Genomic DNA, 21,580 nt, shown 5'->3' with positions numbered 1-21,580 from the left:
ACTCTTAATCAGCGGGTCCTAGGTTCGAGCCCTAGTGCGTCCACCATTTTTCAGTGACTTAGATGTGAGGTTGAGCCAGGGCCTTCATGCGGGGCACCAATGGGGCATCAGTTCCTTTTTCCAACGGCGGTTACGTCCCCCTCAGTCTACTGGCGCGCCGGGATCGCGAAAGTTATTCAGGAAATCGCGCGCGCGAGAGGAGCATCATTCGTGGCAACCGACTGGAAAGGCTATCAGGAGGAGACTGCCGAATTTTTTCGGTCGTTGGGCCTATCCGCCTCAACAGATGTGACACTCAAAGGGGTGCGGACCACGCATGATGTCGATGTTCTTGTAACGATTGATGTAGCCGGATTTTCGGTGAAGTGGATTGTCGAATGCAAGCACTGGAAAGATCCGGTCAACAAGCTTCATATCATGGCTCTCAGGGAGATTGTGGCTGACCTTGGAGCAGATCGAGGCATCATCTTGTGCGAGGTAGGATTCCAGTCTGGTGCCATTGAGGCCGCCAATCTTACAAATGTCCAAGTGAGTTCCCTTGCTGAACTTTCGATTGAATCGAAGGACGCGGTTGCGTCTGCCCGACTCCGGGACCTCTTCGACCGCACGGAATTGTGCCGGAATAGATACTGGGACATACCCAAGGGCATACGTATCGATACGGGTCTGCGGCCTGACCTCGGTGACGCCGATGTTTACAGCGGCGCCTTCGTGACGGAAGTGACGGAGAAATATCTCACGCGCGCTTTTCGCGGCATATTTCCCATCACCGTTGATCCATTCGACACCATGAGACTTTCTCGCCCACTACCTGAAATTCTGGCGAACCCCGGAGAAGTGCTTGCGGCGTTTGGCCACATCATTGTGGAACTGGAAGAAAAGCTAAACGCCGCCGAAGCAGCGATGCAAAGTGGGTGAGGTCTCACCTCATCGAATCCGGTGTGCTGGCTTGCCCCAATTGATCTGCCCCCCGCTGAGTGGCCCAGAGACTATGATAGTCTGGACCGCGAAAGGGACATTGAATGCCGAGCAAGAAGCACAAGCCGGAAGAGATCATCGGCAAGCTGCGTGAAATTGAGATCGTGCTGGCGCAGGGGGCTTCGACCGCCGAAGCCTGCCGTCGGATCGGGGTCAGTGAGCAGACCTATTATCGCTGGCGCAAGGAATATGGCGGGCTGAAGACCGACCAGGCACGGCGGATGAAGGATCTGGAGAAGGAAAACCAACGGCTGCGCCGGGCGATCTCGGACCTGACGCTGGACAAGCTGATATTGCAGGAAGCTGCACGGGGAAACTTCTGAGCCCCGCGCGGCGACGGCGCTGCATCGATCATATACGACGGGATCTGCCAGTCCGGCTATCCGAGCGACGGATATGCCGGGTTCTAGGGCAGCATCGATCGACACAGCGTAAAGTGCCGCGTGGGGCGGATGACGAACAGGCGCTGACGGAGGACATCATCGCCTTGGCAAAGCAATATGGTCGTTACGGCTACCGCCGGGTCACGGCGTTGCTGTGCCATGCGGGGTGGACGGTGAACCATAAACGGGTCGAGCGGATATGGCGGCGCGAAGGGCTCAAGGTGCCGCAGCGCCAGCCCAAACGCGGGCGTCTATGGCTCAACGACGGATCATGCATCCGCCTGCGGCCTGAGTATCCTGGGCATGTGTGGGCCTATGACTTCGTCGAGGGGCGCACGCATGACGGCCGCAAGTTCCGCATCCTGACGATCATCGACGAGGCCAGCAGGGAATGTCTGGCGCTTATCGTTGCGCGACAGCTCAAACATGAGGATGTGCTGGCGGCCTTGGCGGACCTGTTCATCTCGCGCGGCCCGCCTGCACATATACGGTCAGATAATGGCGCCGAATTTATCGCCAATGCCGTCCAGCAATGGCTGCGGCAGATCGGCGTGAAGACGCTCTACATCGCGCCGGGATCGCCATGGGAGAATGGCTATAATGAAAGCTTCAATGGGTCGCTGCGCGACGAACTGCTCAATGGTGAAATCTTCTACAGCCTCGCCGAGGCCAGGGTGCTGATCGAAGCCTGGCGGCGGCATTACAACACCGTCCGCCCGCACAGCAGTCTTGGCTATCGGCCACCGGCACCAGAAACGGCGACACCGCCATATCGGCCTCCGGTTCCGCTTCGCTCCACCTCCGTCCGGATATGGCGGCGATGAGCTTAATGCACTAACAAACCAATCGGTCCACTCGGTGGGGGCAGATCAGGCGAGCACGGCAACATCGACGCTGTCGGGCAGGGCGTCGACCGAAGGGAGGCAAGGCCTTCCGCCAATCTCCGGCCGTTTGGGATTGATGAGGTGGATGTCGCCGGAAAAGCCGTTGCGCGCCAGGTTGGAGAGGACCGATGCACCCAGAGCGCCAGGCTTGTCGGACGCCCCGACAATGACGACCGATCGCGGCCGCAGCAGCCGGTCGAGCGATACGCCGGTCGTCAGGCTTGCGGGCGGGTTCAATGTTTCGACCGTCATGGTCCGTCTCTCCAGTTTATCGGGCAAGCTTGAAGAAGAGTCCGGGTCACCGTGAGGGGCGACCCGGTCTTTGCATAGTCAGTGGCGGATGGTCAGGCCGACTGCTTGCTTTTGTCGTAGGCGCCCAAGCCCGGCTTGTAGCTTTTGTCGTCGATGAACTGCTTGATGCCTTCCTTGCGACCTTCATTGTCAAAGCTGTTGGCCGCTTCCTGCGCGCGGATCAGATAATCCTCCGCATTATCGTAGGTCATTTCGCGCACGCGGCGGATAGCGTCCTTGGTCGCCTTGAGCGCAACGGGATTCTTGGTCAGCAGCTTCTGGGCGACATCGCTCACCCGCGTCTTGAGTTGATCGAGCGGTAGCGCTTCGTTGACGAAGCCCCATTCGACCGCCGTCTTGCCGTCGATATTTTCGCCCATCAGTGCATGATACATGGCGCGGCGGAAGGATGTCAGTTCGGTCGCCACCTTCGCCGCGCCGCCGCCCGGCAGGATGCCCCAGTTGATTTCCGACAGGCCAAACTGTGCCTCTTCGGCGGCGAAGGCGAGATCGCAGGCGAACAAAGGGCCGTAACCGCCGCCAAAGCACCAGCCATTCACCATGGCGATGGTGGGTTTCTGATACCAGCGCAGGCGACGCCACCAGCCATAGCTTTCGCGCTGAGCGCCGCGCGTGCCGCGCAACCCCTGGGCTTCGGTTTCACGGAAATATTCCTTGAGGTCCATGCCAGCCGACCAGGCACTGCCTTCGCCGGTCAGGACAAGGACGCCCACATCGTCGCGAAATTCCAATTCGTCGAGCACGCGCATCATCTGGCGGTTAAGGCGCGGGGACATGCAATTGCGTTTGTCGGGACGGTTGAGGCTGACCCAGGCGACGCCGTTTTCGACAGTGAAGGCGACGGTTTCGAGTTCGGCCTGTTCGACCCCCTCGACATGCAGAAAATTGGTCATGCGATGACTCCGAATGATAGATCAGATGGGATAGTGGCCGGGTTGCGTCTCGATGGTGATCCAGCGCAGTTCGGTGAAGCTGTCGATGCCTGCCTTGCCGCCAAACTTGCCGTAGCCCGACGCCTTGACGCCCCCGAAGGGCATCTGCGCTTCGTCATGGACGGTGGGTCCGTTGATATGGCAGATGCCCGATTGGATCTGGCGCGCCACCCGCAGCCCGCGTGCGGTGTCGCGCGTGAAGACCGAAGCGGAAAGGCCATAGTCGGTGTCGTTGGCCAGTTCGATGGCATGAGCCTCGTCTCTGGCGCGCACGATGCCCACGACAGGTCCGAAACTTTCGTCGCGGAACAGCTTCATGGCTGGCGTAACCTTGTCGATGACATGGGCGGGCATCAGCACGCCATCGGCTTCACCGCCGTTGAGTTGAACCGCACCTGCGGCCAGCGCGTCGTCGATCAAGGCGCGGACATGCGCGACCGTCTTGGTATCGACCACCGCGCCGAGCGGAGTCTTGCCTTCGCGCGGATCACCGACCGGCATCGTGCCGACCTTCGCCGCGAATTTTTCGGCAAAAGCGTCGGCAATGGCATCGACGACGATGATCCGTTCGGTCGACATGCAGATCTGGCCCTGGTTCATGAACGCGCCAAAGGCTGCGGCTTTCACCGCTTCGTCTATGTCTGCGTCATCCAGCACGATGAGCGGCGCCTTGCCGCCCAGTTCCAGCAAGGCCGGCTTGAGATTGTCGGCGCAGCGCCGCGCGATGATCCGGCCTACGGCGGTCGAGCCGGTGAAGTTGACGCGACGCACGGCAGGATGGTCGATCATCGCGCCGACGACGTCGCCGGCATCCTCCGGTGCGTTGGTGACAAGGTTGACGATACCATCGCCAAGCCCGGATTCCACAAACGCCTCGATGATGAGGCCGTGGGTGCGCGGGCATTGCTCCGATGCCTTGAGCACGACCGTGTTGCCACAGGCCAGCGGCACCGCGATGGCGCGGGTGGCAAGGATGATGGGCGCATTCCAAGGCGCCATCGACAGAACGACGCCGGCCGCCTCGCGGATCGCCATCGCCATGCAGCCCGGCTTGTCGGACGGGATCACTTCGCCGCCGATCTGGGTGGTAAGTCCCGCGGCTTCACGCACCATTGATACGGCGAGCGTCAGGTTGAAACGCGCCCAGCCTTCTGTCGCGCCGATCTCGCCCATCATCGCGTCAATGAAATCGGCCGTTTTAGCTTCCAGCGCGTCAGCGGCTTTCATCAGTGCGGAGCGGCGGGCATTGGGCCCAAGCGCCGACCATGCCGGGAACGCCTTTGCAGCAGCGTCTACGGCAGCAATCGCCATCGTCGGAGTGAAGGCCGGAACTTCGGACGCCAGCGCGCCGCAAACCGGGTCAAATCTCTTGACGGTAGAACCGTTTGCATTCCGTTCCATGCTGCTCTGATCGTCCGCCACGTCCACGTCCATTCCAGTTTTCATTGTTCTATTAAATAACAGTTATAGGTTAGGCTTATTAAGGCGCGGATGGCAAGCGGAAAATGACGGCGGATCGCGGCCTCAGTCGCCGGGATCAGCCGTTTTGATGACGGTGTGCGAACCAATATGGTCGGCCTGCTTGTCGGCGGTCACGCCTTCGGTGAAGCTGGCATCGATTTCGGGCAGCATGGTTTTGTTCCAGGCGACCCAGGCAGCAGCCATCTGCGCAAAGCGTTCCGGCTGGCGCGCCTTGAGGTTCGCGCGCTCGAGCGGATCGTCCGCCACGTTGAACAAATAGGTGTTTTCCGCGATCTTGAGATATTTATAATGTCCGTCCAGCATGGCCCGCTGATGATTGGCCTTGTAGCGCCAGAATAGTTTGCGCGGCACAGGTTGTGCGCAGCGCCGGTCAGCACCGGCAGCAAGTCCATGCCATCGGACGGATAGTCCTTGGCCGGTGCCGTGCCCGCTGCCGCGAGCAGCGTTGGCACCCAGTCCATCGTGATCATGGCCTGCTCGCATGTCTGCCCTTTGGCGATATGGGCTGGCCACGACATGGCGGTCGGGACGCGAAGCCCACCCTCCAGCAATTCGGTCTTCTGTCCGCTGAAAGGCCAGACGTCAGCGAAGCGCTCGCCGCCATTGTCGCTGGTGAAAATGACGATGGTGTTATCGAAAAGGCCCTTCGCCTTCAGTTCGTCCAAAATCGCGCCAACCTGGCGATCCATGGCCTGGATCATGTCCTGATAGGTTTTCTTCGATCCGCCATCGAGATGGAGCAGGTTGGTCTTCTTGATCCGATTGGATTCCGCCTCATCGTCCGGTCCTTCCCAAGGCCAGTGGGGGGCGTTGAAATGGACGCTGATGAAGAAGGGCTTGTCGGTCTTACTGAATTCGCTGATCGCCGCGACGCTGTGCTGCCCGATCAGATCGGTCAGATAACCAGCCTCTTCGACCGGAACGTCCTGGTCCCATAGATCGGGTTTCCCGGTGCGGGTATGGTGCGAGAAATAATCGAGCGCGCCACCGCGAAATCCAAAAAAGTGATCATAGCCGCTTTGGAGCGGACCGAATTTGGGCAATTCACCCAAGTGCCATTTGCCGACCAGCATCGTATGATAGCCTGCGTCACGCAACAAGGACGGCAATGTCGGCATTTCGGGGGGCAGGCCGATACCAGGCGGAGAGACGCCGGCGAGCGGCTCTTCCAGCCCGAGGGGAAGGCGATATTGATATCGGCCGGTGATCAGCGCCGTTCGCGTTGCGGAGCAAACGGCCGAATTGGCGTAGGCGCTCGGAAACCGCGCACCGTTGATGGCGATGGCATCAATATTGGGCGTGGTGAAATCCCGCTGGCCGTTGAAGGAGACATCGGCAAAGCCCATGTCATCCGCCATGATGAACACGATGTTGGGGCGTTTCGTCTTCGTGCCGCCGGCGGCTCGTGCTTGCCGGCCCGAGGCAAGCGATGCAGCCAACGCTGCTGTTGCAGCCGCAGACGCCTTTAGAACACCGCGACGATCGAGCCCGGCAAATGGCGGCATGGGAATTTCCTTCATATAAGATTATGTGACATCAAGCTTGCGCAGCTTTCCAAGCTTGCGAAGCAACGCGACCAGTATTTCCTGTTCGCCCTCTTCCAGCAGACTTGCCAGCCGGCCTTCATGGGCCTGCTGGCCCCGATCCAGTTCGGGCAATAACGCCCGCCCACGAGCGGACAGGTGAAGGGCGTTTGACCGGCGATCTTCCAGATTCTGCCGACGCTCGATCAGTTTCTGCTCCACCAGCTCGTCGATCAGCATCACCAGATTTGACCGGGAAATGCCCAACGCGCCGCCCAGATCCTGTTGCTTGCACCCGGGCTTGCTGTCGACGATTTTGAGAGCGGCATAATGTTGGGGGCGGAAACCAAAGGGTTTGAACGTGTCGAGAAGATCGCCCCAGACGGCGGCCTGGGCGAACCGTAACAACAGCCCAATCTGCGACGAGAGGCTGTGCTGCATCTCATCCTCTCCGACGCTGTTTGGAGCCGCATCCGATAGAGCTGTCGCGTTCAACACCATTCTCCCTTCTGTCCGAAATCGTTCATGTGACAACATAATATACGATTTCGACATCATTTGCGCGGCGTATGCCTGAACAAATGAAAAGGCTTTTGCGCAGCCAATCATGGGGGCCGTCTTCGACCGTGAAGGTCGGAGTGGTCCGGAAATAATAAAGCGATGGGTCTACCACTTCGCCTGCCGCCAGCTTGCGCAGGACTTCGGGCGGGCCATTGCGGATGCCCGGATTGCTGACGCCGATGATGGTGCCATCGTCTGCCCGCAACGAATAACGCGCAAAAATCTGGGCGCTTCCATCGGCGGCGACATCCTGCCAGTCACCTCCGCCCGGCAGAATGGCGCCCTTGATCCGATCGCCGACAAAGGTGCCGCCGGTGATGGGGATCAGGCGCCGCTTGACGCCATTCGACACGCCATATTCGATCGGCGGCGACAACGTAACATAGGCGGTGAACACTGGAACAAGCGAAGGCACCGGGGCCTGGGAAGGGGCGGCGGCACGCGCAACCCCTTCCGATGCCGCGCCCCAAGCCATGGCCCCGCCGGTTGCGACCAGAAGGCTCCGTCGATCCAGCCATGAATCATTTTTGGGTTTGTCAGCCATGATAGTCTCGATCAGAAGGACATGCGCACGCCGACGCGGAAATTGCGGCCGACCGTGTCATAATAGGCAGGATTGGTGGGAAGGAAAAATGTGGTCGACGGCACGCGTGGCGGGGAAACGTTGAACAGATTGTTGATCGTACCGAACAACTGGAATGTGCTGCTTCCCGCGTTCACCTTCTGCGACAGCGACAGCATCGTATAGAGGCGAGACGGAATGCTGTTGTCATTTATGTCGACGCCCTCGACATAGGTCGCGTCATATTTGCCCTTCGCGATATAATTGAGCTGTACCGTGCCGGCGAAGCCATCAAGTTCATAGGTCGTGGTGAATGTTCCGCGGAACCGCGGCGTGGGATTGACCGTCGAATTGTTCGTGCCCACTTCGCCAACGCGATCGATCGAACCCGCACCATAGTTGGACGAAGCCTCGAACGTATAGGTCCCCACGCCCCGGAAGCTGATGTCCCCGCTGCCCAGAGAGGTTCGATACTGCGCCTCGACGTCCAACCCTTCGGTCGTGACGGTGCCCAAATTCACATAGGGCGCATTGATCCTGGTGATGACCCCGGCGTCGTTGCGGATGATATTGCCGCAGAAGAAGGGATCGCCCGTCGCGGCGCAGATGCTGACGGTGCCATTCCCCTGGATGGAGGCGATCGCATCCTTCAGGTCGATTTTATAATAGTCGACCGACATCTGGAAACCGCGGAACGGCTTCAGGACCACGCCAGCCGAAAGCGTATTGGCGACCTCTTCCTTCAGATCAGTGTTACCCGACAGGAACTGGCGCACCTGAACCTGGCTGTTTGTGAAGGGGTCGTTGATGTTGGACAGCGTTGGCGTGGGCGCTGCCTTGAGTTCGAAGATATTGGGTGCCCGGATATCGCGTGACCGCGTCGCGCGGATGAGAAGCCAGTCGTTGACCGAATAGCTGACCCCCGCTTTCCACGTCACCACGCCGCCGACCGTGCTATAGTCGGCGTAACGAATGGCGGCGTTCAGATCGAGATTTCTGGCCCAGGCCGTGTCCGCGGCCAGCGGGATCACCGTTTCCAGATATCCTTCCTTGACGCTGAACGAGCCGTCAAGCGGCTTGGGGTTCTGCTGATTGAACCCGTCGCTCTGCGAGATCGCGTCCGACGTGGTATGTTGCTCCTCCCGGCGATATTCCACGCCGGCGGCAATGGAAACCGGGCCTGCCCAGGTGGAGAAGGGTTCGCCGCTGATATTGGCGGCGGCGACATGCTGATCATAGACCGTGCGGGTGACGGCATCGCCGGTGACAAAATCGATGGCAGCGGCGGATGGCGAGCCTTCACCAAATATGTTGATGGGGACGCATCCGTTCGCCGGGTTTCTGCACACAATATCGCCGTTGGCGTTGCGAACCGCGTCGATCGCCTGGATGTAATTGGCGTTGATCAGCGCGCCTTCCTGGCGCTGGCGATAATCATTCTGGCCATATTGATAATAGAAATCCCATTTCCAATCGCCCACATTGCCATTCAGACCAGTCGCGATACGGAAATTCTCGTTCTTCACGCGGATCCGGATTTGACCGATGTCATCGCTGATGCGGCCGAAACTGAAGGATGTGACGCCGGCCGCCGCCGCTCTGGCCTGTACCGCATCGGGCAGGAACGGATTGCTCGCCTGAATGGTCAGATTGCCGGAATTGCGCGGTTGAATGCCGATGGAGGTTGCATCATTGGCGCCATAGGACCCTTCGACAAAAGCCGTCACGTCCGAACCCAGTTCATATTCAGCGTGAAGGAAGCCGGCGCCACGCTCCATTTCGGGAACGAGCTGCACGCCGCTCGCCAGGCCATAGTTGGGAATTCCGCCGCCGATCATGAACAAGGATCCGGCAAGATCGCCATAGGGGAATTGCGACGTCGAACCGCCCGGCCCGAACATCGTCCCCTTCAACGGGCCCGAGGTAATGAGGCCACCCGGCGTCATTGCGGACAGGCGCACATTGTCGGAAATGATGAAACGGGGCAGACCGTTTGTGGCGGCGCTGGGATTGGCGACGATCTGCGTGTCGCGGCGACCCCATTTGCGCGTATAGATGTCGCCGACGCCGTCATTGCGGTAATATTCCCCGGCAACGACCACATGGCCACGCCCGCCGCCAAAGCTGAAGCCATACATGCCCGAGGCGCGGAACTCGGAATTGTCGCCTTCCTGGCTGATGCCTTTTTCTGCTTCGATCTTGCCACCTTCGAACTTGGTGTTGAGCAGCAGGTTCACCACGCCCGCGACTGCGTCCGAGCCATATTGCGCCGATGCGCCGCCCGTCACCACCTCGGCGCGCTCCAGCAGGATCGGCGGGATGAGGTTCAGGTCGACCTGGTTGGCGCCGACGGTGCCGAACGATGGCACGCTGGGCGTGAACCGACGACCATTGACCAGCACCAGCGTTCGCGTGGGACCAAGCGAACGAAGATTGGCATAGTTGGCGCCGGGCGCGAAAGGCCGCGCGCCGGCCGTGCCCGTGCTGGTGGTCGGCGTGAACGCAGGAATGTCGTTTAGCGCTTCACTGATATTGATCGCCCCGCGCTGCTCAAGCGTGGCCGACCCGAGCACCGTTGTCGGGGCAGGAGCATTGAAACCATCGCGCACGACGCGAGAGCCGGTGACGACGATGTCGTTAATGACGGGATCTGTTGCATCCTGCGAAGTTTCTGCGGCCGCCTGATCCTTTTGCGTGACCTGGGCGTGCGCGATAGCGGGCAGCGACGCCGCCGCGCACAGCAGGGTCTTGGCATATAAACTATGTGTAGAGCGCGAACGACGACGAACGGGCTTCATTAAACCTCTCCCCAAAATTTCGTTAATTCCGTTCTAGAACAAAACTGATTTATTCGGATCGCAATGTCAAGCTGCTTTTCTCCGCTATGGGCGAGGACGCCTCGGCCACTAAGCGCCGCCTAGATGAAAAGCACTTTCCGTAAAAAAAACAGTTATTTAAATTCCTTCGATGTTCAGCCTCTCAAACGGTTTGCCCGAAGGTGAGCGGCAAAATCCAGCTTGAAGCAATTATGTTTTGACAAGTGCGTAACCGACGTTGGTAGATGCGTGGATGTCGTTCGGCATCGACAGAGGTGAGGTTGTTTGGCCCGTTCTGAAACCTATGCCCGTATCCCGCGATTATCGCCGGGGGGCGGCAGGTCATCATACCCTCGTAGGCACAACTGTTATCGTGGCCTGGCGCTGATGAGAATGTTTTCGTCCATAAGAAGGACACGGCTCGCATCTTGGCGGGAAAGGTTCCCGTTTCGATTCACGCCTCCGTGTGGGAGGCGACTTACGCTGATCGGCAACAAATACATCAAATGCCGGTTTCGATCCACGCCTCCGTGTGGGAGGCGACGCGACGGCGCTTATACCTGCGGCTTCAAAATGACAGTTTCGATCCACGCCTCCGTGTGGGAGGCGACGACGTATCTATCGCTGGTCGGCGCGCCGGCATTGTTTCGATCCACGCCTCCGTGTGGGAGGCGACCCACATGATCCGATCGCGCTTGACTGTCTCGGTGTTTCGATCCACGCCTCCGTGTGGGAGGCGACGCGTGGTCTATTCCGGCAAGCGCGGAGAGACGTGGTTTCGATCCACGCCTCCGTGTGGGAGGCGACTGCGGGGTGTTTATGACGATGAGAAAGAAGGGTAAATCCCCCTGTTTGCGCGAACCGGTTGGTGGTGGAGGATCTGAGGGAACGGTTGATCTGGCGCTATGAAAAAATCAACCTGGTTACAAACGCTTGCGGCACGTGCGAATCTGCCGGAGTTTCCCAAACAGATACAGGTTCGCAGTGTCTTTAAAACAGGAGAGGCGCGTCCAGGTCAATCACGGCCTTGGCGCCGACATGTTCGATCCTCCGCTTGCCGTCCGCACCCGGGCGATAGAAGCGTAGACTATCTTTAGTCGCGTCGATCTCGCCCATCAAGCGCGCGCGCAATTGCGCCCATTGAGCGGGGTCCACTTCGCATTCGAATACGGAGTTCTGCACCCGCTGGCCCAGGTCCAGACAGGCGCGGGCCACGCGTCGCAACCGTTTCCGCCCGGCGGGGTCCTGCGTGTTCACGTCATAGGTGATCAGCATAAGCATCGTTCATTTCCAGATGAAGGGCGGATAGCCGTCGAGATCGCCCCGTACATGGCGCGACAGGAGGAGAGCCTGGATATGCGGAACCAGCCCCATCGGCATGGTTTCGCCCAGAAAGGGATGACGCAGGTCGCGCTTCTTGCGGTCCTGCCAGGCGACCAGCACGGTCTTGCGCCCGTCATCGGTCAGCGACACCGCGCCCCCTTCGTCGATGACGAAATCCCGCGCGTTCAACTGCCCCCGGTTGATCAGCGTCAGCGCGAGCCGATCCGCCAGTACCGGTCGCAATTCCTCCATCATGTCTAGCGCCAGGCTGGACCGCCCCGGCCGATCGCTGTGGAGAAACCCGACCTGCGGATCAAAGCCCACAGTTTCGAGCGCAGAACGACAATCATGGCCCAGCATGGCATACAGAAACGACATCAACGCGTTGACCCGGTCGAGCGGTGGACGGCGTGACCGGCCGCGAAAGGCGAAATGGGCGCGATCGCCCTGGATCATCGCGTCGAACGCGCTGAAATAGGCAAGCGCCGCTTCGCCTTCATGGCCCCGCAAAATGGCAATGTCGTCGGCGCCGGTCGCGCGGCGAGCGACATGGCCAAGCCGCAGATCGGCGGCCTCCAGCGTAGTGCGGGCCGCAGGATCCATCCGCGCGCCATGATCGCGCAGTGCCCGGCGCAGAACGGTGCGCTGGTTGGCGGCTTTGGCCGCCACGATGCCGCGCACGATCGGCACGGCGCGTACGGAATCGTCGGCGATGTGATATTGGGCGCGGCGCAGCAGGACATTGCCGGTGCGTGCTCCCTCCATCCGGGCGAGGAATTTGCCGTTGGGCGTGAGGAAGGACAGCGTGATCCCGGCCTCGGCGCAGGCCGCCATCAGCGCGGGCGATGCGCCGGGTCGCCCGAAGCTGACGACCCCGCCGATCAGGTGGAGCGGCACCCGGCCTTTTTCCACCCCGTCCGCCTCCACCACGATATTCGCGCCATCCTTGCGCAGCCAGGCATCTTCGCTGGTGACATAGATGGTGTTCAGATGGCGGCGCATGGCTTCAATCCTCTCCCGGTGTATCGCTCAACTGGCGTACCAGCCAGCGCTGGATCGATGGTGGACGCTCCAGCCTTTTGGGTCGGCATTGGTCGGCCAGAGAGCAGCGTTTGCAACCGGGCATGTCGCGCGGCGGCGGGGTGCGATTTTCAGCCAGCATCTTGGCCACGTCCTGCGCCAAGCCGATCGTCAGCGCGCGCAGGTCGGTGTCGAAGGGGACGACGAGACGTTTCTTCGTCTGGGCGTAGAAGAGGGCGCCTTCCGGTACGGGCTGGCCGAACATTTCCTCCAGGCACAGCGCCTGGGCGCATAGCTGCACTTCGTCCGCGCGGTGCGCCTTGGGACGGCCGCGCTTATATTCGACCGGGTAAGGCGGCGCGCCCCGCCCGGCGAATTCGACCGCGTCGGCCTTGCCCGCCAGGCCATGGGTCAGCGAGCGCAGCGTGAGGCCGCGCACGGTGCGCACTCCGCCGCGCCGGTCGGGCCGCCCGCCATCGAGCCGTTCGTGCAGGATGCGGCCCTCCGCCGTTGCGCCATCCTCGGCCCAGATCCGCTCGACATGGATCAGGGCGCACTGGCGCGGGCAAAACAGATAATGCTGCAACGCCGACACCGGCACAAGCGCGTCCTCTACGGCAGGGTCCGGCGGGGGCGGGTGCATCATGCGATCTTCACCGTTCGATGATCTCGACTCCGGCAGGCAGCCCCTCGCGGTCGATCGTGACTCGGTAATCTTCCCATTTGCGGGCAGGGGGCCAATTGTCGGTATTCTTGAAATAGCCTTCGCTGCCAATGTCATGGGCCGCGCCCTGATAGACGCGCTGGGTTTTGACCCGGTCGAACAGCGATTGGGCCTGCGCATTGCCCAGCTTGCTGTCGTGACGGAACAGGATGAGCTTGCGGCTGGCCATTTCGCCCCGCGCTGCGGAACGGTCATGATCGAACATATTGCCCAGCGCCTGCCACAGTAGTTCCAGATCATCCTCCGAAAAGCCGGTGCCCTTCGTCTCATGCGACGCGAGCGGGGCGGAGACATAGCCGTGGACGCGATAGAGGCCATAAGGGACGATATGCTTGCGCCCCATGGTGCGTCCGCCCTTTTCCTCTGCGTCCTTCTCGGTCGTGGCGGCCATACGGGTAATGGAGATTTCCAGCGGCAGGATCGGTTCGACAGAGCGGGCGAAGGCGAATTGCACCGGGCCGCGCACCTGGCCGGCATTGACGCCGGTGGACATGACCGCGCCGAACGTGCGCACGTCCCAGAAATTGGCGCACATCCACGCGGTCAACTCGCGCGCCTTGGCCTCTTCCTTGGGCAGCTTCTTGAACTCGTCCGCCTTGGTCACATCGGGCATCACAGCGGCCCAGGCTTCCTTGTGCAGCAGGTTGAGGGTTGACCCTTCCGACATGTAAATGCGGTTGTCTGACGCCAGCGCGACATAGTTGCGCACCTTGCGCTTGAGCGCCACGTCGCTGACCAGCCCCAAATTGGTTTCCGGGTCGAGCCGGGGCATGTTGCCCGCATCGGGATCACCATTGGGATTGCCGTTGGCGACGTCGAAATAGAGGATGAATTCATAGCGATTGGTGACGGGATTGGACATGCTTATTCCCCCTCTTCGGTCTGGTCGGCAGCATCCAGTTCGGCGGCGGCTTCGGGCCGGACCCTGAACTGGTCTTTGCGTTGATGATAATAGCCCACGGCAAAGCGGCCCTGTTCTGCCAGGGGAAAGGCGCGCGGCAGGTCGAGCGTCAGCTTGTCGAGAATGTCCTCGATTTCCTTTTCGATCCAGCCGCCCTTTCCAGCCTTGCGCAGCTTGGCCAGGTGGTTTTGCGCGCCGCGCAGCAGCAGCGGAAACACGCTCGCGGGGGTTGCCGACGCCGCGCCGAAATAGCGGTCCCGGATGCTGGCATTGACCCGCCCAAGCGCCATGCGTTGCGCGGTTTCCAGCACGGCGAACAGGCGCCCCAGCTGATAGGCCTTGTTGGGTTCATCGGGCGCTAGGCTCACAGGCACGTCCTCCTTCTGAAAATGGAAACGATAGTCGCGGCTGAGCACCGCGCGAATGACAGCGACATGCCATCCGCTCAAGGGATCGTCCCCCGCGCGAAGGCGGATGATCGCGGCGGCGAGCAGGCTTTGGGGATAGCGTCCGCCTGAAAGGATGGCGCGCATGACTTCGCCCGCCAGCAGGGGCGGAATATTTTCGAACTTTTCCTGCAATGCGGTGGCGCGCGCCAGCAGGCGGTTGACGGACGGGGCCGCGCCCCAGCCAAAAGGCGCGGGTTCGATTTTCAGGTCCGCATGATGTTGCGCGACGCGCTGCGCGAACTCATCCAGATAGTCCGTCAGCCAGTAGCGCACCGACAGCCGCGCGGCATTGGGCGACAGGCCAAGGACGTGGAAACGCGTGCCGGGCGCGATCGTCTCGCGCACGTCGCTTAACCTCTTGCCCTTGGCTAGGGCTTCAAGTTCGATACGGACCTTGGCGGCTTCCGCCTCGTCGTTGATGTCATGGTCCAGCGCCGCGCCGAACCAGGCGTCCGCTGCCTCAGCCGCCTTGGCATCGCTAGCGTCGGCCCAGAACACAACCGTCGCGTCGCCGATCGGGCGGCGGATGCGGTTGGATCCGTCACGGGTGAGAAGGTGATTGAGCGCCGCGCCATAGCGGAAAGCGGCGGACTGGCCCGTGGGGGCGTTGTCGCCCTGCGTCTTGCCCAGCGAGGTGAAGGCATCGAGATTGAACGACACCAGCGCCGCGCCGGCAGTCTGCGCGCCTTCGACGCCCTTGATCGTGGGATGCAGACGCGCGACTGGACCGCGATCGCCCGAGATCAGGCAGAAAGTGCCTTCGCCTTCTTCTGCTTCTTCCGTCGCTGCATATCGTTGCACTAGCGAACGGGCGGCGGGGCGTTCGTGCAAAAGATTCCTGTCGCCGTCGATCCGAAACATGATGTTGGCGTCCAGCATGTCCGGCCTGAACGGTGCTCCGTCAAAACGTTCTGGATACCATTGTTCCAGAAACAGGCGCAAGGCGATCAACCCGTCATCCGTTTGACCCGCCAGGCGCTCAGTGTGAAGCTCCAGAAACGCCGCGTGCTGCTTGTCGCTCCTCTCCCAACCGTCGACTTGTTTTGATTTCGTCACACCCAAGGCGAAAGCGGTTTTGTCCCACAAAAAGAACGCGCGTGGGGTGACGCCGGGGCGAGGAAAAGAAGCGGGAACGATATAGGTTTTGATCGCCGGTTTTTTACCCGACAAGTCACGTTTGTCTTCCACGTCGATGACGTTGCCGTCCGGGCCAAGGACAATGCAGAAGCCGAACTTTTCTGGACTCCAACCCGGCTCCGCCACGCCCTCAAGCCGGTGATAATAGGAATCGAGCGCCTGGAGGATGCTCATCCCACCACCTCGTCCGACGCGAAGGGGGGCACGTCGATCACCCCGCCCGTCATCTCGGCGCGGAAAAAGCGGCTTTCGTTACCGTTGGCGAAGTCGATATCGTGAAGCATCCAGCCAAAATCGGCGTCGCGTTTGTCGGCGGGCAATTCGCAAGGTGGCAGCGGCGCGCCTTCCGGCACAAGCGCAAATTCCCGCGTGCCAAGGCAGGGGCGGTGGAAACATTGGCCCTGCGCGGCGCGGCGGTTGAACATGCTGACATGCTTGGCCGCGCTGTCCTCCGGTCCCGCCTTGCCGGTCATGGTGAAATGCGCCTCGATCACATAGGCGACATCGATCAGCACCAATGCGGCCCGCTGCTGCCGGTTTTCGTCCACGACGATGCTCAGCCCCTCGGTCGTGCGGCGCTTCATCGCGCTCGCCGCATTGGCCGCGCTGGCCTTGGCCCCCACTTCATTGCGGCGGATCGACTGGAAGCGAATGGGCTTCAATACATGGATGCGATCCACATGCCAGCGGATTGCCGGTTTCCAGTGGATCGCCTCCAATATCCCCCGCGCTGCCGACGGGGTGATGACGTCATAGCTGACCCGCTCGACCTTCATTTCCGGGCGCGTGAAGCACGCACGCTCGCCCCAGACATGCAATCGGATACCCATCATGTTTCTCCCCCGCGCACCTATTCCGCATGGTTAGTTTGCGAAAACAATCCCTTATTGCCTCAGTTTCGGATAGATCAGAAACACAGGCTATCGCTTGACCGCATCAGCGGATCATCCAGTGTCATCCCTATTGCGCGATCATAGAGTGGCGGCACTTCCCCCGGCTTTTCTTCCACCATCACGACGAATCGGTCGCCATATTGGTCGGGCCGGATGATCTCCAACCCTTTGCCGATCAGGCTGGCGCGGAACTTTGCTGGAACGGGGACGACATATTGCTGGAGCGTGCGCTGCACCCCACGGGGCGGCAGGTCGGCATGGCGCAGGGTTGCGATAGCGGCGCGTGCGGTGTCGTCCCATGGAATGATGACCGGGTCCATCACATCGTCGATCATACGAAATGCTCTTGCGATGCGGGCGAAAGGAAAGGCGATCGCCTGCACCGTCTTGCGGATAGCAGGAATGATCGGGAAGGGGGCGCCGTCGAGCGGTGCGGCATCCAGCGCCGCATATTGCTGTTCCCAATAAAGCCAGCGATAATAGTCCCGCACCGAGTCCGGCCCGAGCAAGTCGATCTCTTCGCGGCGCAACACATTGCGCGCGGCCTGGTAGAAGGGCAAAATCATCGACGGGATTTTATGGTCGGCCGGTTCGAACACAACGGTCCGCCCAAGCCCATCCAGCAATCCTTCCCGATTGCAGCGTCCCGCCGCCTGCGCAATATTCGACAGGCCCGCCGCCGCGCGCCAGACTTCAGGAAAGCTGATATCGACCCCCGCCTCAATCAAGCTTGTGGCCACAAGGCGCACCGGGCGCTTTGCGGCCAGATCACCGCGCAATTGCTCCAGCACCGCCCGCCTGTGCTTCGCGCACATCAAGGTCGTCAGATGGACGGCTCCTGCCTGCTCGCGGATTGCATCAAACAAAGCGCGGGCATGGGCGCGGCTGTTGACGATACAAAGCATTTGCGGTTGCTCGGCAAAACGGGCGGCAATGTCCGCATCGCTCACCGGATCGCGCAGCCATTCCACCGCGACGCGGCGCAGTTGGGCATAAATGTTCATCGGATCGGGTGCGAGTTCACGATCGTCGCCAATGTCCAGCCCTTCGATCGCGCCTTTGGGCGTCCGGGGCAACGCTTCGTCCTGCCGCCGCAGCGCGGGCTGGGTCGCAGTGCAGAGGAGGACGCTGGCCCCGTAATTTTTTGCCAGTTCGTCAATCACCGCCATGCAGGGGCGCAGCAAGGAAACGGGTATCGATTGCGCTTCGTCCAGGATGATGACGCTGCCCGCCAGATTGTGCAGCTTGCGCGCCTGACTGGTGCGGGCGGCGAACAGGCTCTCAAAGAACTGAACGGCCGTAGTGACGACGATCGGTGCATCCCAGTTTTCGGCGTCACGACGCAATTTTGCGAGGCCGGCAGCCCCTTCTTCTTCCGCATCATTGCCGGTCGCGGGACGCTTTTCGTCCCAGTCAAAGCTGGCATGATGTTCCAGCACAGCATCCCCCAGCGCGATATCTTCGCGGAAGATTTTGGCCGTCTGTTCGATGATCGAGGTGAAGGGGATAACGTAAATGATCCGGCGCAAGCCGTGCGTCAGGGCATGTTCCATCGCAAAGCTGAGCGAGATGAGCGTCTTGCCGCCGCCCGTCGGCACTGTCAGCGTGAACAGGCCGGGCGGTAGCGCGGCCTTGCCATTGGCATGGTCCAATATGGTAGAACGTAGCTGGTTGACAGGTGTGTCTGCCTTGCGATGGCGTGCCAGGAAAGCACGCACCTTGTCTCGATGGGTCTGTGTCAGCGTCCCGCCGCGTGGGGGCGGTCCGTCCCCCACCGCTGCGTAGAAGCTTTCGGTTTCCAGGAAGTCAGCATCCACCAGTGCGGAAAAAAGCATCCGGGGCAGGAATGCGTAGGAGAAGGCACTGTCGATCGCATTGACGTTCAGTTTTGGCGTGGCAGCGATCAAGGTGGTGGCTTCGGGCAAGCCTACGACATGGTCGCGCCAGTCGTCATGGGGCTCCAGATCCTTGCTTAGCCGCCCATTGAGATCGCTTGCGCCATGGCCGTCGCCGTCCATCAAACCGCTATGATGGCCGGCTATGCCAAAGGCCATTAGCCTACCCAGCCCCTTGCCATATATGGCGCAGGATTGTTTTGCGCCCGCGCTGCTATGGTCGGGGCCCTTTGGCCCGCCCGGAATGCGGCCCTCGCGGATATAGGTCTGATAGGCGGCTGAGCATTTGCCGATATCGTGTAGAAGGCCCATGGCCAAGGCCAATGTCGATGCGCCGAATGGGGCGGCGAATTTTGCGGCCCGATCGCCAACGGCGGAAAGATGATGCGCCAGCGGTTCCCAATCCGCTTCCGGTCCGTCCTCCAGCGAGTGCGCATATTTGGCCATGTGCCTCTCCCCCGGACGCCAGTGCAGCATCATCTATACCTGACGAACAGTGTCGAGGGAGCATCGAGCTCCTGACAGATTTTGTCATCCATTGGCTGACCAAGCACTCTCCCGCCAAGGCAGACATGATCAATCTGGCTCCGTCATCCCAACGATCCTGCCCACCAGCTTCGAAACATCGGCACGAGGCTAGGTTACACGTTCCTTCTTGCTACTCTGCGTCCAGGCCAAGGTCGATGGGCCGATGTCGCATTCAATCTCCCTTCGAGTGCCGCTCATTGTTGCCGGCGATCGTGGTCGACAGGGTTCAGACTTCTTCCAGCAGAGGCGTAGCAAATGGATCACCTCGAAATTGCAGCGATCGGCGGATGATGACAAACGCCGGGGTCTCTAGGTCAGACCGTCGGGACGGTACCGCCGTCGATGACGAACTCCGAGCCGTGGATGGCCGCGGCACGGTCCGATGCCAGATAGGCTATCAGGTCGGCCACCTCTGACGGCTCGGCACCGCGCCCGATCGGGATTCCACCGATGCACCCCAAGGTGCACATCCTATAAGACTGGAGGCCCCCTCGCACCGATGTGCCTCTATTACTCAAATCGCCGCAATTCGTCTGCGGCTTGTCAAGCCTCCATCACTCTCGCGCGTGATTTCGCTCGGGGTCGGCGCGCTTAATGACCCTGTCAGGGCAGCCAAGCTAAGGCAGAAATCACTGATAGTGCTCGCCACCGGGCCGAGTACTTCAATAGCGGCACGACCAATGACTCGACACGAACCCGCGATTGCCCACGGTCGGAAGGTGCCACTCGGACGGTTTTTTCAGACGAGCCTCGGAAATGTCCCATACCTCGTCTTTCCGAGGTCGAGCCAAATCGGTCATTCTGCGCCAAATTGTGAATCCTGATGACCAGACCGTCTGCTTGTGAAAAGGGGGGCGCTCAACTCAAGAGTGGGCGGTCCCTCTCTGTTGTGCAGCGCGCATCGAAGTTTCGAGCCAGTTCAGCAAGTTTCACCGCCCCTAACCGAGCGACCAGTAGGGCCTCTGCATCCGCGAGCACATCCTGCAACGCTTCGTTGACGGCCTGCTCAACTGCACATTCGGGATGAGAATGCTCATTGCCGATGGTAAAAATGCGGGGGCCGCCCACCGCCCGATGCACGTCGAGGAGCGAGACTGTCTCCAGATCTGCCGCAATAACCCAGCCGCCGCCATGCCCCTTTTCGGAGCGCACATATCCCGCGTCCCGCAGCCCTGCCATGGTGCGTCGAATGACCACCGGATTGGTGCCCAGCATCCCCGCGATCGTCTCGGACGTCATGGCACCTTCATGCCGCGCCATATGGAGCAACACATGAAGCATGCGAGAGAGGCGACTATCGTTACGCACGACCCGATCTTTTGCATGCCCGCCCCGATTGGCAAGTCCCATATTTCACGATACATATGAAGTTACATGATTCGTGGAGCGCAGGAAATGCGAGAGTTTGAAAACCCTGACCATTGGGACATGGCGGCGCAGCGTTATGAAAAGACGGCCCATCCCTTCACCGAACTCTATGCCAAGGCCGCGCTGGCCCGGATAAGGTTGGGGCCTGGCAGTCGTGTGCTGGACGTAGCGGCCGGCACCGGGGCGCTGGCGCTGGCGGCTGCTCGAACGGGCGCACAGGTGATGGCGACCGACTTTTCGCCGGGGATGGTGGCCCGCATCGCGGCGGCGGAGCTACCAAATGTCGAAGCCCGTGTCATGGACGGACAGTCGCTCGCGCTGCCGGGCGGGGCATTCGACGCCGTCTTTTCGATCTTCGGGGTCATCATGTTCCCCGACTGGCGCAAGGGGTAAGCCGAAATGGCACGGGTTACGCGTCCAGGCGGACATGGCATTGTCGCGACTTGGCAGGAGCGTGGAGCAGCAACCTTTCTGCTGCTGGGTAACATTCGTCGGGACCTCTTTCCCGGTCGCGACAGCATTGCGATGCCCGAAGCGGTGGGCGCTCTGAGTGATCCAAAAGACTTCGCTCGCGAGATGATCGCCGCCGGCTATCGCGATCCAGACATCCAGCGCGTCACACATGCCTATATTCTCGAGGTCACGGCCCTAGATGATCCCGACACAGTGTTCGGCATGTCGCCCGACTGGACCAGTCTTAGCGACGAGGAAAAAGCAGATGTCGTCGCCGAAGTTCGACGAATTGCGGAGGGGCGTCCCATCCTGCCTGTCCCATCCACCGCGTTGATCGGGGTGGCCCGACGCTAAACATGCTCCGACATCCCTCGTCATTGGGAGCTCGAATTTCGTCCGTCGGATTTGGGCGGCAAACTGCTGTCCTGGGGTGGCGCCATTCGGATTTAATCACCC

18 protein-coding genes, 2 pseudogenes and 1 CRISPR repeat array are annotated in these 21,580 nt (G+C 60.7%); of the genes and pseudogenes, 4 read left to right on the top strand and 16 right to left on the bottom strand.

Annotated features, from left to right (window positions below; all coding sequences use genetic code 11):
* Positions 1–210 precede the first annotated feature (210 nt).
* Both RLDS_RS54380 and RLDS_RS54370 read left to right on the top strand, forming a co-directional pair.
* Positions 211–918, top strand: a complete 708-nt coding sequence (locus RLDS_RS54380) for a restriction endonuclease (RefSeq protein WP_031299320.1) — start codon at positions 211–213, stop codon at positions 916–918.
* A 104-nt stretch (positions 919–1,022) separates the two neighbouring features.
* A pseudogene (locus RLDS_RS54370) lies at positions 1,023–2,199 on the top strand (IS3 family transposase).
* Positions 2,200–2,233: 34 nt separating this feature from the next.
* Here RLDS_RS54370 and RLDS_RS54365 read toward each other — a convergent pair.
* From RLDS_RS54365 to RLDS_RS54295, 16 genes and pseudogenes are all read right to left on the bottom strand, one after another.
* A pseudogene (locus RLDS_RS54365) lies at positions 2,234–2,497 on the bottom strand (CoA-binding protein); the annotation flags it as partial.
* Between the two features lie 92 nt (positions 2,498–2,589).
* Complete coding sequence (locus RLDS_RS54360; RefSeq protein ID WP_021228882.1) at positions 2,590–3,450, bottom strand: p-hydroxycinnamoyl CoA hydratase/lyase; 861 nt, start codon at positions 3,448–3,450, stop codon at positions 2,590–2,592.
* 21 nt (positions 3,451–3,471) lie between these two features.
* Positions 3,472–4,890, bottom strand: coding sequence for an aldehyde dehydrogenase (locus RLDS_RS54355; protein WP_031299318.1), 1,419 nt, complete (start codon positions 4,888–4,890; stop codon positions 3,472–3,474).
* 191 nt (positions 4,891–5,081) lie between these two features.
* Positions 5,082–6,476: a sulfatase family protein gene (locus RLDS_RS54350; RefSeq protein ID WP_236616953.1), complete on the bottom strand. Its 1,395-nt coding sequence runs from the start codon at positions 6,474–6,476 to the stop codon at positions 5,082–5,084.
* Positions 6,477–6,497: 21 nt separating this feature from the next.
* The gene (locus RLDS_RS54850; protein WP_161626765.1) at positions 6,498–6,989 is read right to left on the bottom strand and encodes a MarR family winged helix-turn-helix transcriptional regulator; all 492 of its coding nucleotides are present in this window, start codon (positions 6,987–6,989) and stop codon (positions 6,498–6,500) included.
* Positions 6,990–7,017: 28 nt separating this feature from the next.
* Positions 7,018–7,599 carry a DUF3237 domain-containing protein gene (locus RLDS_RS54340; protein WP_021228878.1) on the bottom strand — a complete coding sequence of 194 codons (582 nt, stop codon included), beginning with the start codon at positions 7,597–7,599 and terminating at the stop codon, positions 7,018–7,020.
* A gap of 11 nt (positions 7,600–7,610) precedes the next feature.
* Positions 7,611–10,415, bottom strand: coding sequence for a TonB-dependent receptor domain-containing protein (locus RLDS_RS54335; RefSeq protein WP_021228877.1), 2,805 nt, complete (start codon positions 10,413–10,415; stop codon positions 7,611–7,613).
* Between the two features lie 464 nt (positions 10,416–10,879).
* A CRISPR array of direct repeats spans positions 10,880–11,240; the repeat unit is 32 nt; unit sequence GTTTCGATCCACGCCTCCGTGTGGGAGGCGAC.
* A 183-nt stretch (positions 11,241–11,423) separates the two neighbouring features.
* Entirely contained in the window at positions 11,424–11,714 is a 291-nt protein-coding gene (cas2, locus tag RLDS_RS54330) for a CRISPR-associated endonuclease Cas2 (protein WP_031299315.1), read from the bottom strand.
* A gap of 3 nt (positions 11,715–11,717) precedes the next feature.
* Positions 11,718–12,758 carry a type I-C CRISPR-associated endonuclease Cas1c gene (cas1c, locus tag RLDS_RS54325; protein ID WP_021228875.1) on the bottom strand — a complete coding sequence of 347 codons (1,041 nt, stop codon included), beginning with the start codon at positions 12,756–12,758 and terminating at the stop codon, positions 11,718–11,720.
* A 4-nt stretch (positions 12,759–12,762) separates the two neighbouring features.
* On the bottom strand, positions 12,763–13,422 hold the full coding sequence (gene cas4, locus RLDS_RS54320; protein WP_021228874.1) for a CRISPR-associated protein Cas4: 660 nt from the start codon (positions 13,420–13,422) through the stop codon (positions 12,763–12,765).
* 7 nt (positions 13,423–13,429) lie between these two features.
* Positions 13,430–14,362: a type I-C CRISPR-associated protein Cas7/Csd2 gene (cas7c, locus tag RLDS_RS54315; protein WP_021228873.1), complete on the bottom strand. Its 933-nt coding sequence runs from the start codon at positions 14,360–14,362 to the stop codon at positions 13,430–13,432.
* Between the two features lie 2 nt (positions 14,363–14,364).
* A complete protein-coding gene (gene cas8c, locus RLDS_RS54310) occupies positions 14,365–16,161 on the bottom strand; it encodes a type I-C CRISPR-associated protein Cas8c/Csd1 (protein ID WP_021228872.1) in 1,797 nt (598 codons plus the stop codon).
* Positions 16,158–16,820: a type I-C CRISPR-associated protein Cas5c gene (cas5c, locus tag RLDS_RS54305; RefSeq protein ID WP_021228871.1), complete on the bottom strand. Its 663-nt coding sequence runs from the start codon at positions 16,818–16,820 to the stop codon at positions 16,158–16,160. The genes cas8c and cas5c overlap by 4 nt, the downstream gene beginning before the upstream one ends.
* A 74-nt stretch (positions 16,821–16,894) precedes the next feature.
* The gene (locus RLDS_RS54300; protein WP_021228870.1) at positions 16,895–19,222 is read right to left on the bottom strand and encodes a CRISPR-associated endonuclease Cas3''; all 2,328 of its coding nucleotides are present in this window, start codon (positions 19,220–19,222) and stop codon (positions 16,895–16,897) included.
* 395 nt (positions 19,223–19,617) lie between these two features.
* Positions 19,618–19,773 (bottom strand): SDR family oxidoreductase, encoded by a 156-nt coding sequence (locus RLDS_RS55690; RefSeq protein WP_236616952.1) that lies wholly within the window; start codon positions 19,771–19,773, stop codon positions 19,618–19,620.
* 388 nt (positions 19,774–20,161) lie between these two features.
* Positions 20,162–20,611 carry an Rrf2 family transcriptional regulator gene (locus tag RLDS_RS54295; RefSeq protein WP_040604066.1) on the bottom strand — a complete coding sequence of 150 codons (450 nt, stop codon included), beginning with the start codon at positions 20,609–20,611 and terminating at the stop codon, positions 20,162–20,164.
* 87 nt (positions 20,612–20,698) lie between these two features.
* On the opposite strand from RLDS_RS54295, the gene RLDS_RS57140 reads away from it, so the two are divergent.
* Complete coding sequence (locus tag RLDS_RS57140; protein ID WP_236616951.1) at positions 20,699–21,064, top strand: class I SAM-dependent methyltransferase; 366 nt, start codon at positions 20,699–20,701, stop codon at positions 21,062–21,064.
* A 6-nt stretch (positions 21,065–21,070) separates the two neighbouring features.
* On the top strand, positions 21,071–21,478 hold the full coding sequence (locus RLDS_RS57135) for a hypothetical protein (protein WP_021228866.1): 408 nt from the start codon (positions 21,071–21,073) through the stop codon (positions 21,476–21,478).
* The last annotated feature ends 102 nt before the right edge of the window (positions 21,479–21,580 follow it).

The sequence above is a fragment of the Sphingobium lactosutens DS20 genome (genome assembly GCF_000445105.1).
Taxonomy (GTDB): domain Bacteria; phylum Pseudomonadota; class Alphaproteobacteria; order Sphingomonadales; family Sphingomonadaceae; genus Sphingobium; species Sphingobium lactosutens.
The sequence above is the reverse complement of the archived record's forward strand: the minus strand, read 5'-3'. Positions and strand labels throughout refer to the sequence as shown.

What these genes read in the sequence shown, in the direction of transcription:
- cas8c (WP_021228872.1), bottom strand. Translation starts at nt 16,161, where the DNA reads ATGAGCATCCTCCAGGCGCTCGATTCCTATTATCACCGGCTTGAGGGC.
- RLDS_RS57135 (WP_021228866.1), top strand. Translation starts at nt 21,071, where the DNA reads ATGGCACGGGTTACGCGTCCAGGCGGACATGGCATTGTCGCGACTTGG.
- cas2 (WP_031299315.1), bottom strand. Translation starts at nt 11,714, where the DNA reads ATGCTTATGCTGATCACCTATGACGTGAACACGCAGGACCCCGCCGGG.
- RLDS_RS54360 (WP_021228882.1), bottom strand. Translation starts at nt 3,450, where the DNA reads ATGACCAATTTTCTGCATGTCGAGGGGGTCGAACAGGCCGAACTCGAA.
- RLDS_RS57140 (WP_236616951.1), top strand. Translation starts at nt 20,699, where the DNA reads ATGCGAGAGTTTGAAAACCCTGACCATTGGGACATGGCGGCGCAGCGT.
- RLDS_RS55690 (WP_236616952.1), bottom strand. Translation starts at nt 19,773, where the DNA reads ATGTGCACCTTGGGGTGCATCGGTGGAATCCCGATCGGGCGCGGTGCC.
- RLDS_RS54355 (WP_031299318.1), bottom strand. Translation starts at nt 4,890, where the DNA reads ATGGAACGGAATGCAAACGGTTCTACCGTCAAGAGATTTGACCCGGTT.
- cas1c (WP_021228875.1), bottom strand. Translation starts at nt 12,758, where the DNA reads ATGCGCCGCCATCTGAACACCATCTATGTCACCAGCGAAGATGCCTGG.
- cas7c (WP_021228873.1), bottom strand. Translation starts at nt 14,362, where the DNA reads ATGTCCAATCCCGTCACCAATCGCTATGAATTCATCCTCTATTTCGAC.
- cas5c (WP_021228871.1), bottom strand. Translation starts at nt 16,820, where the DNA reads ATGATGGGTATCCGATTGCATGTCTGGGGCGAGCGTGCGTGCTTCACG.
- RLDS_RS54340 (WP_021228878.1), bottom strand. Translation starts at nt 7,599, where the DNA reads ATGGCTGACAAACCCAAAAATGATTCATGGCTGGATCGACGGAGCCTT.
- RLDS_RS54300 (WP_021228870.1), bottom strand. Translation starts at nt 19,222, where the DNA reads ATGGCCAAATATGCGCACTCGCTGGAGGACGGACCGGAAGCGGATTGG.
- RLDS_RS54350 (WP_236616953.1), bottom strand. Translation starts at nt 6,476, where the DNA reads ATGCCGCCATTTGCCGGGCTCGATCGTCGCGGTGTTCTAAAGGCGTCT.
- cas4 (WP_021228874.1), bottom strand. Translation starts at nt 13,422, where the DNA reads ATGATGCACCCGCCCCCGCCGGACCCTGCCGTAGAGGACGCGCTTGTG.
- RLDS_RS54335 (WP_021228877.1), bottom strand. Translation starts at nt 10,415, where the DNA reads ATGAAGCCCGTTCGTCGTCGTTCGCGCTCTACACATAGTTTATATGCC.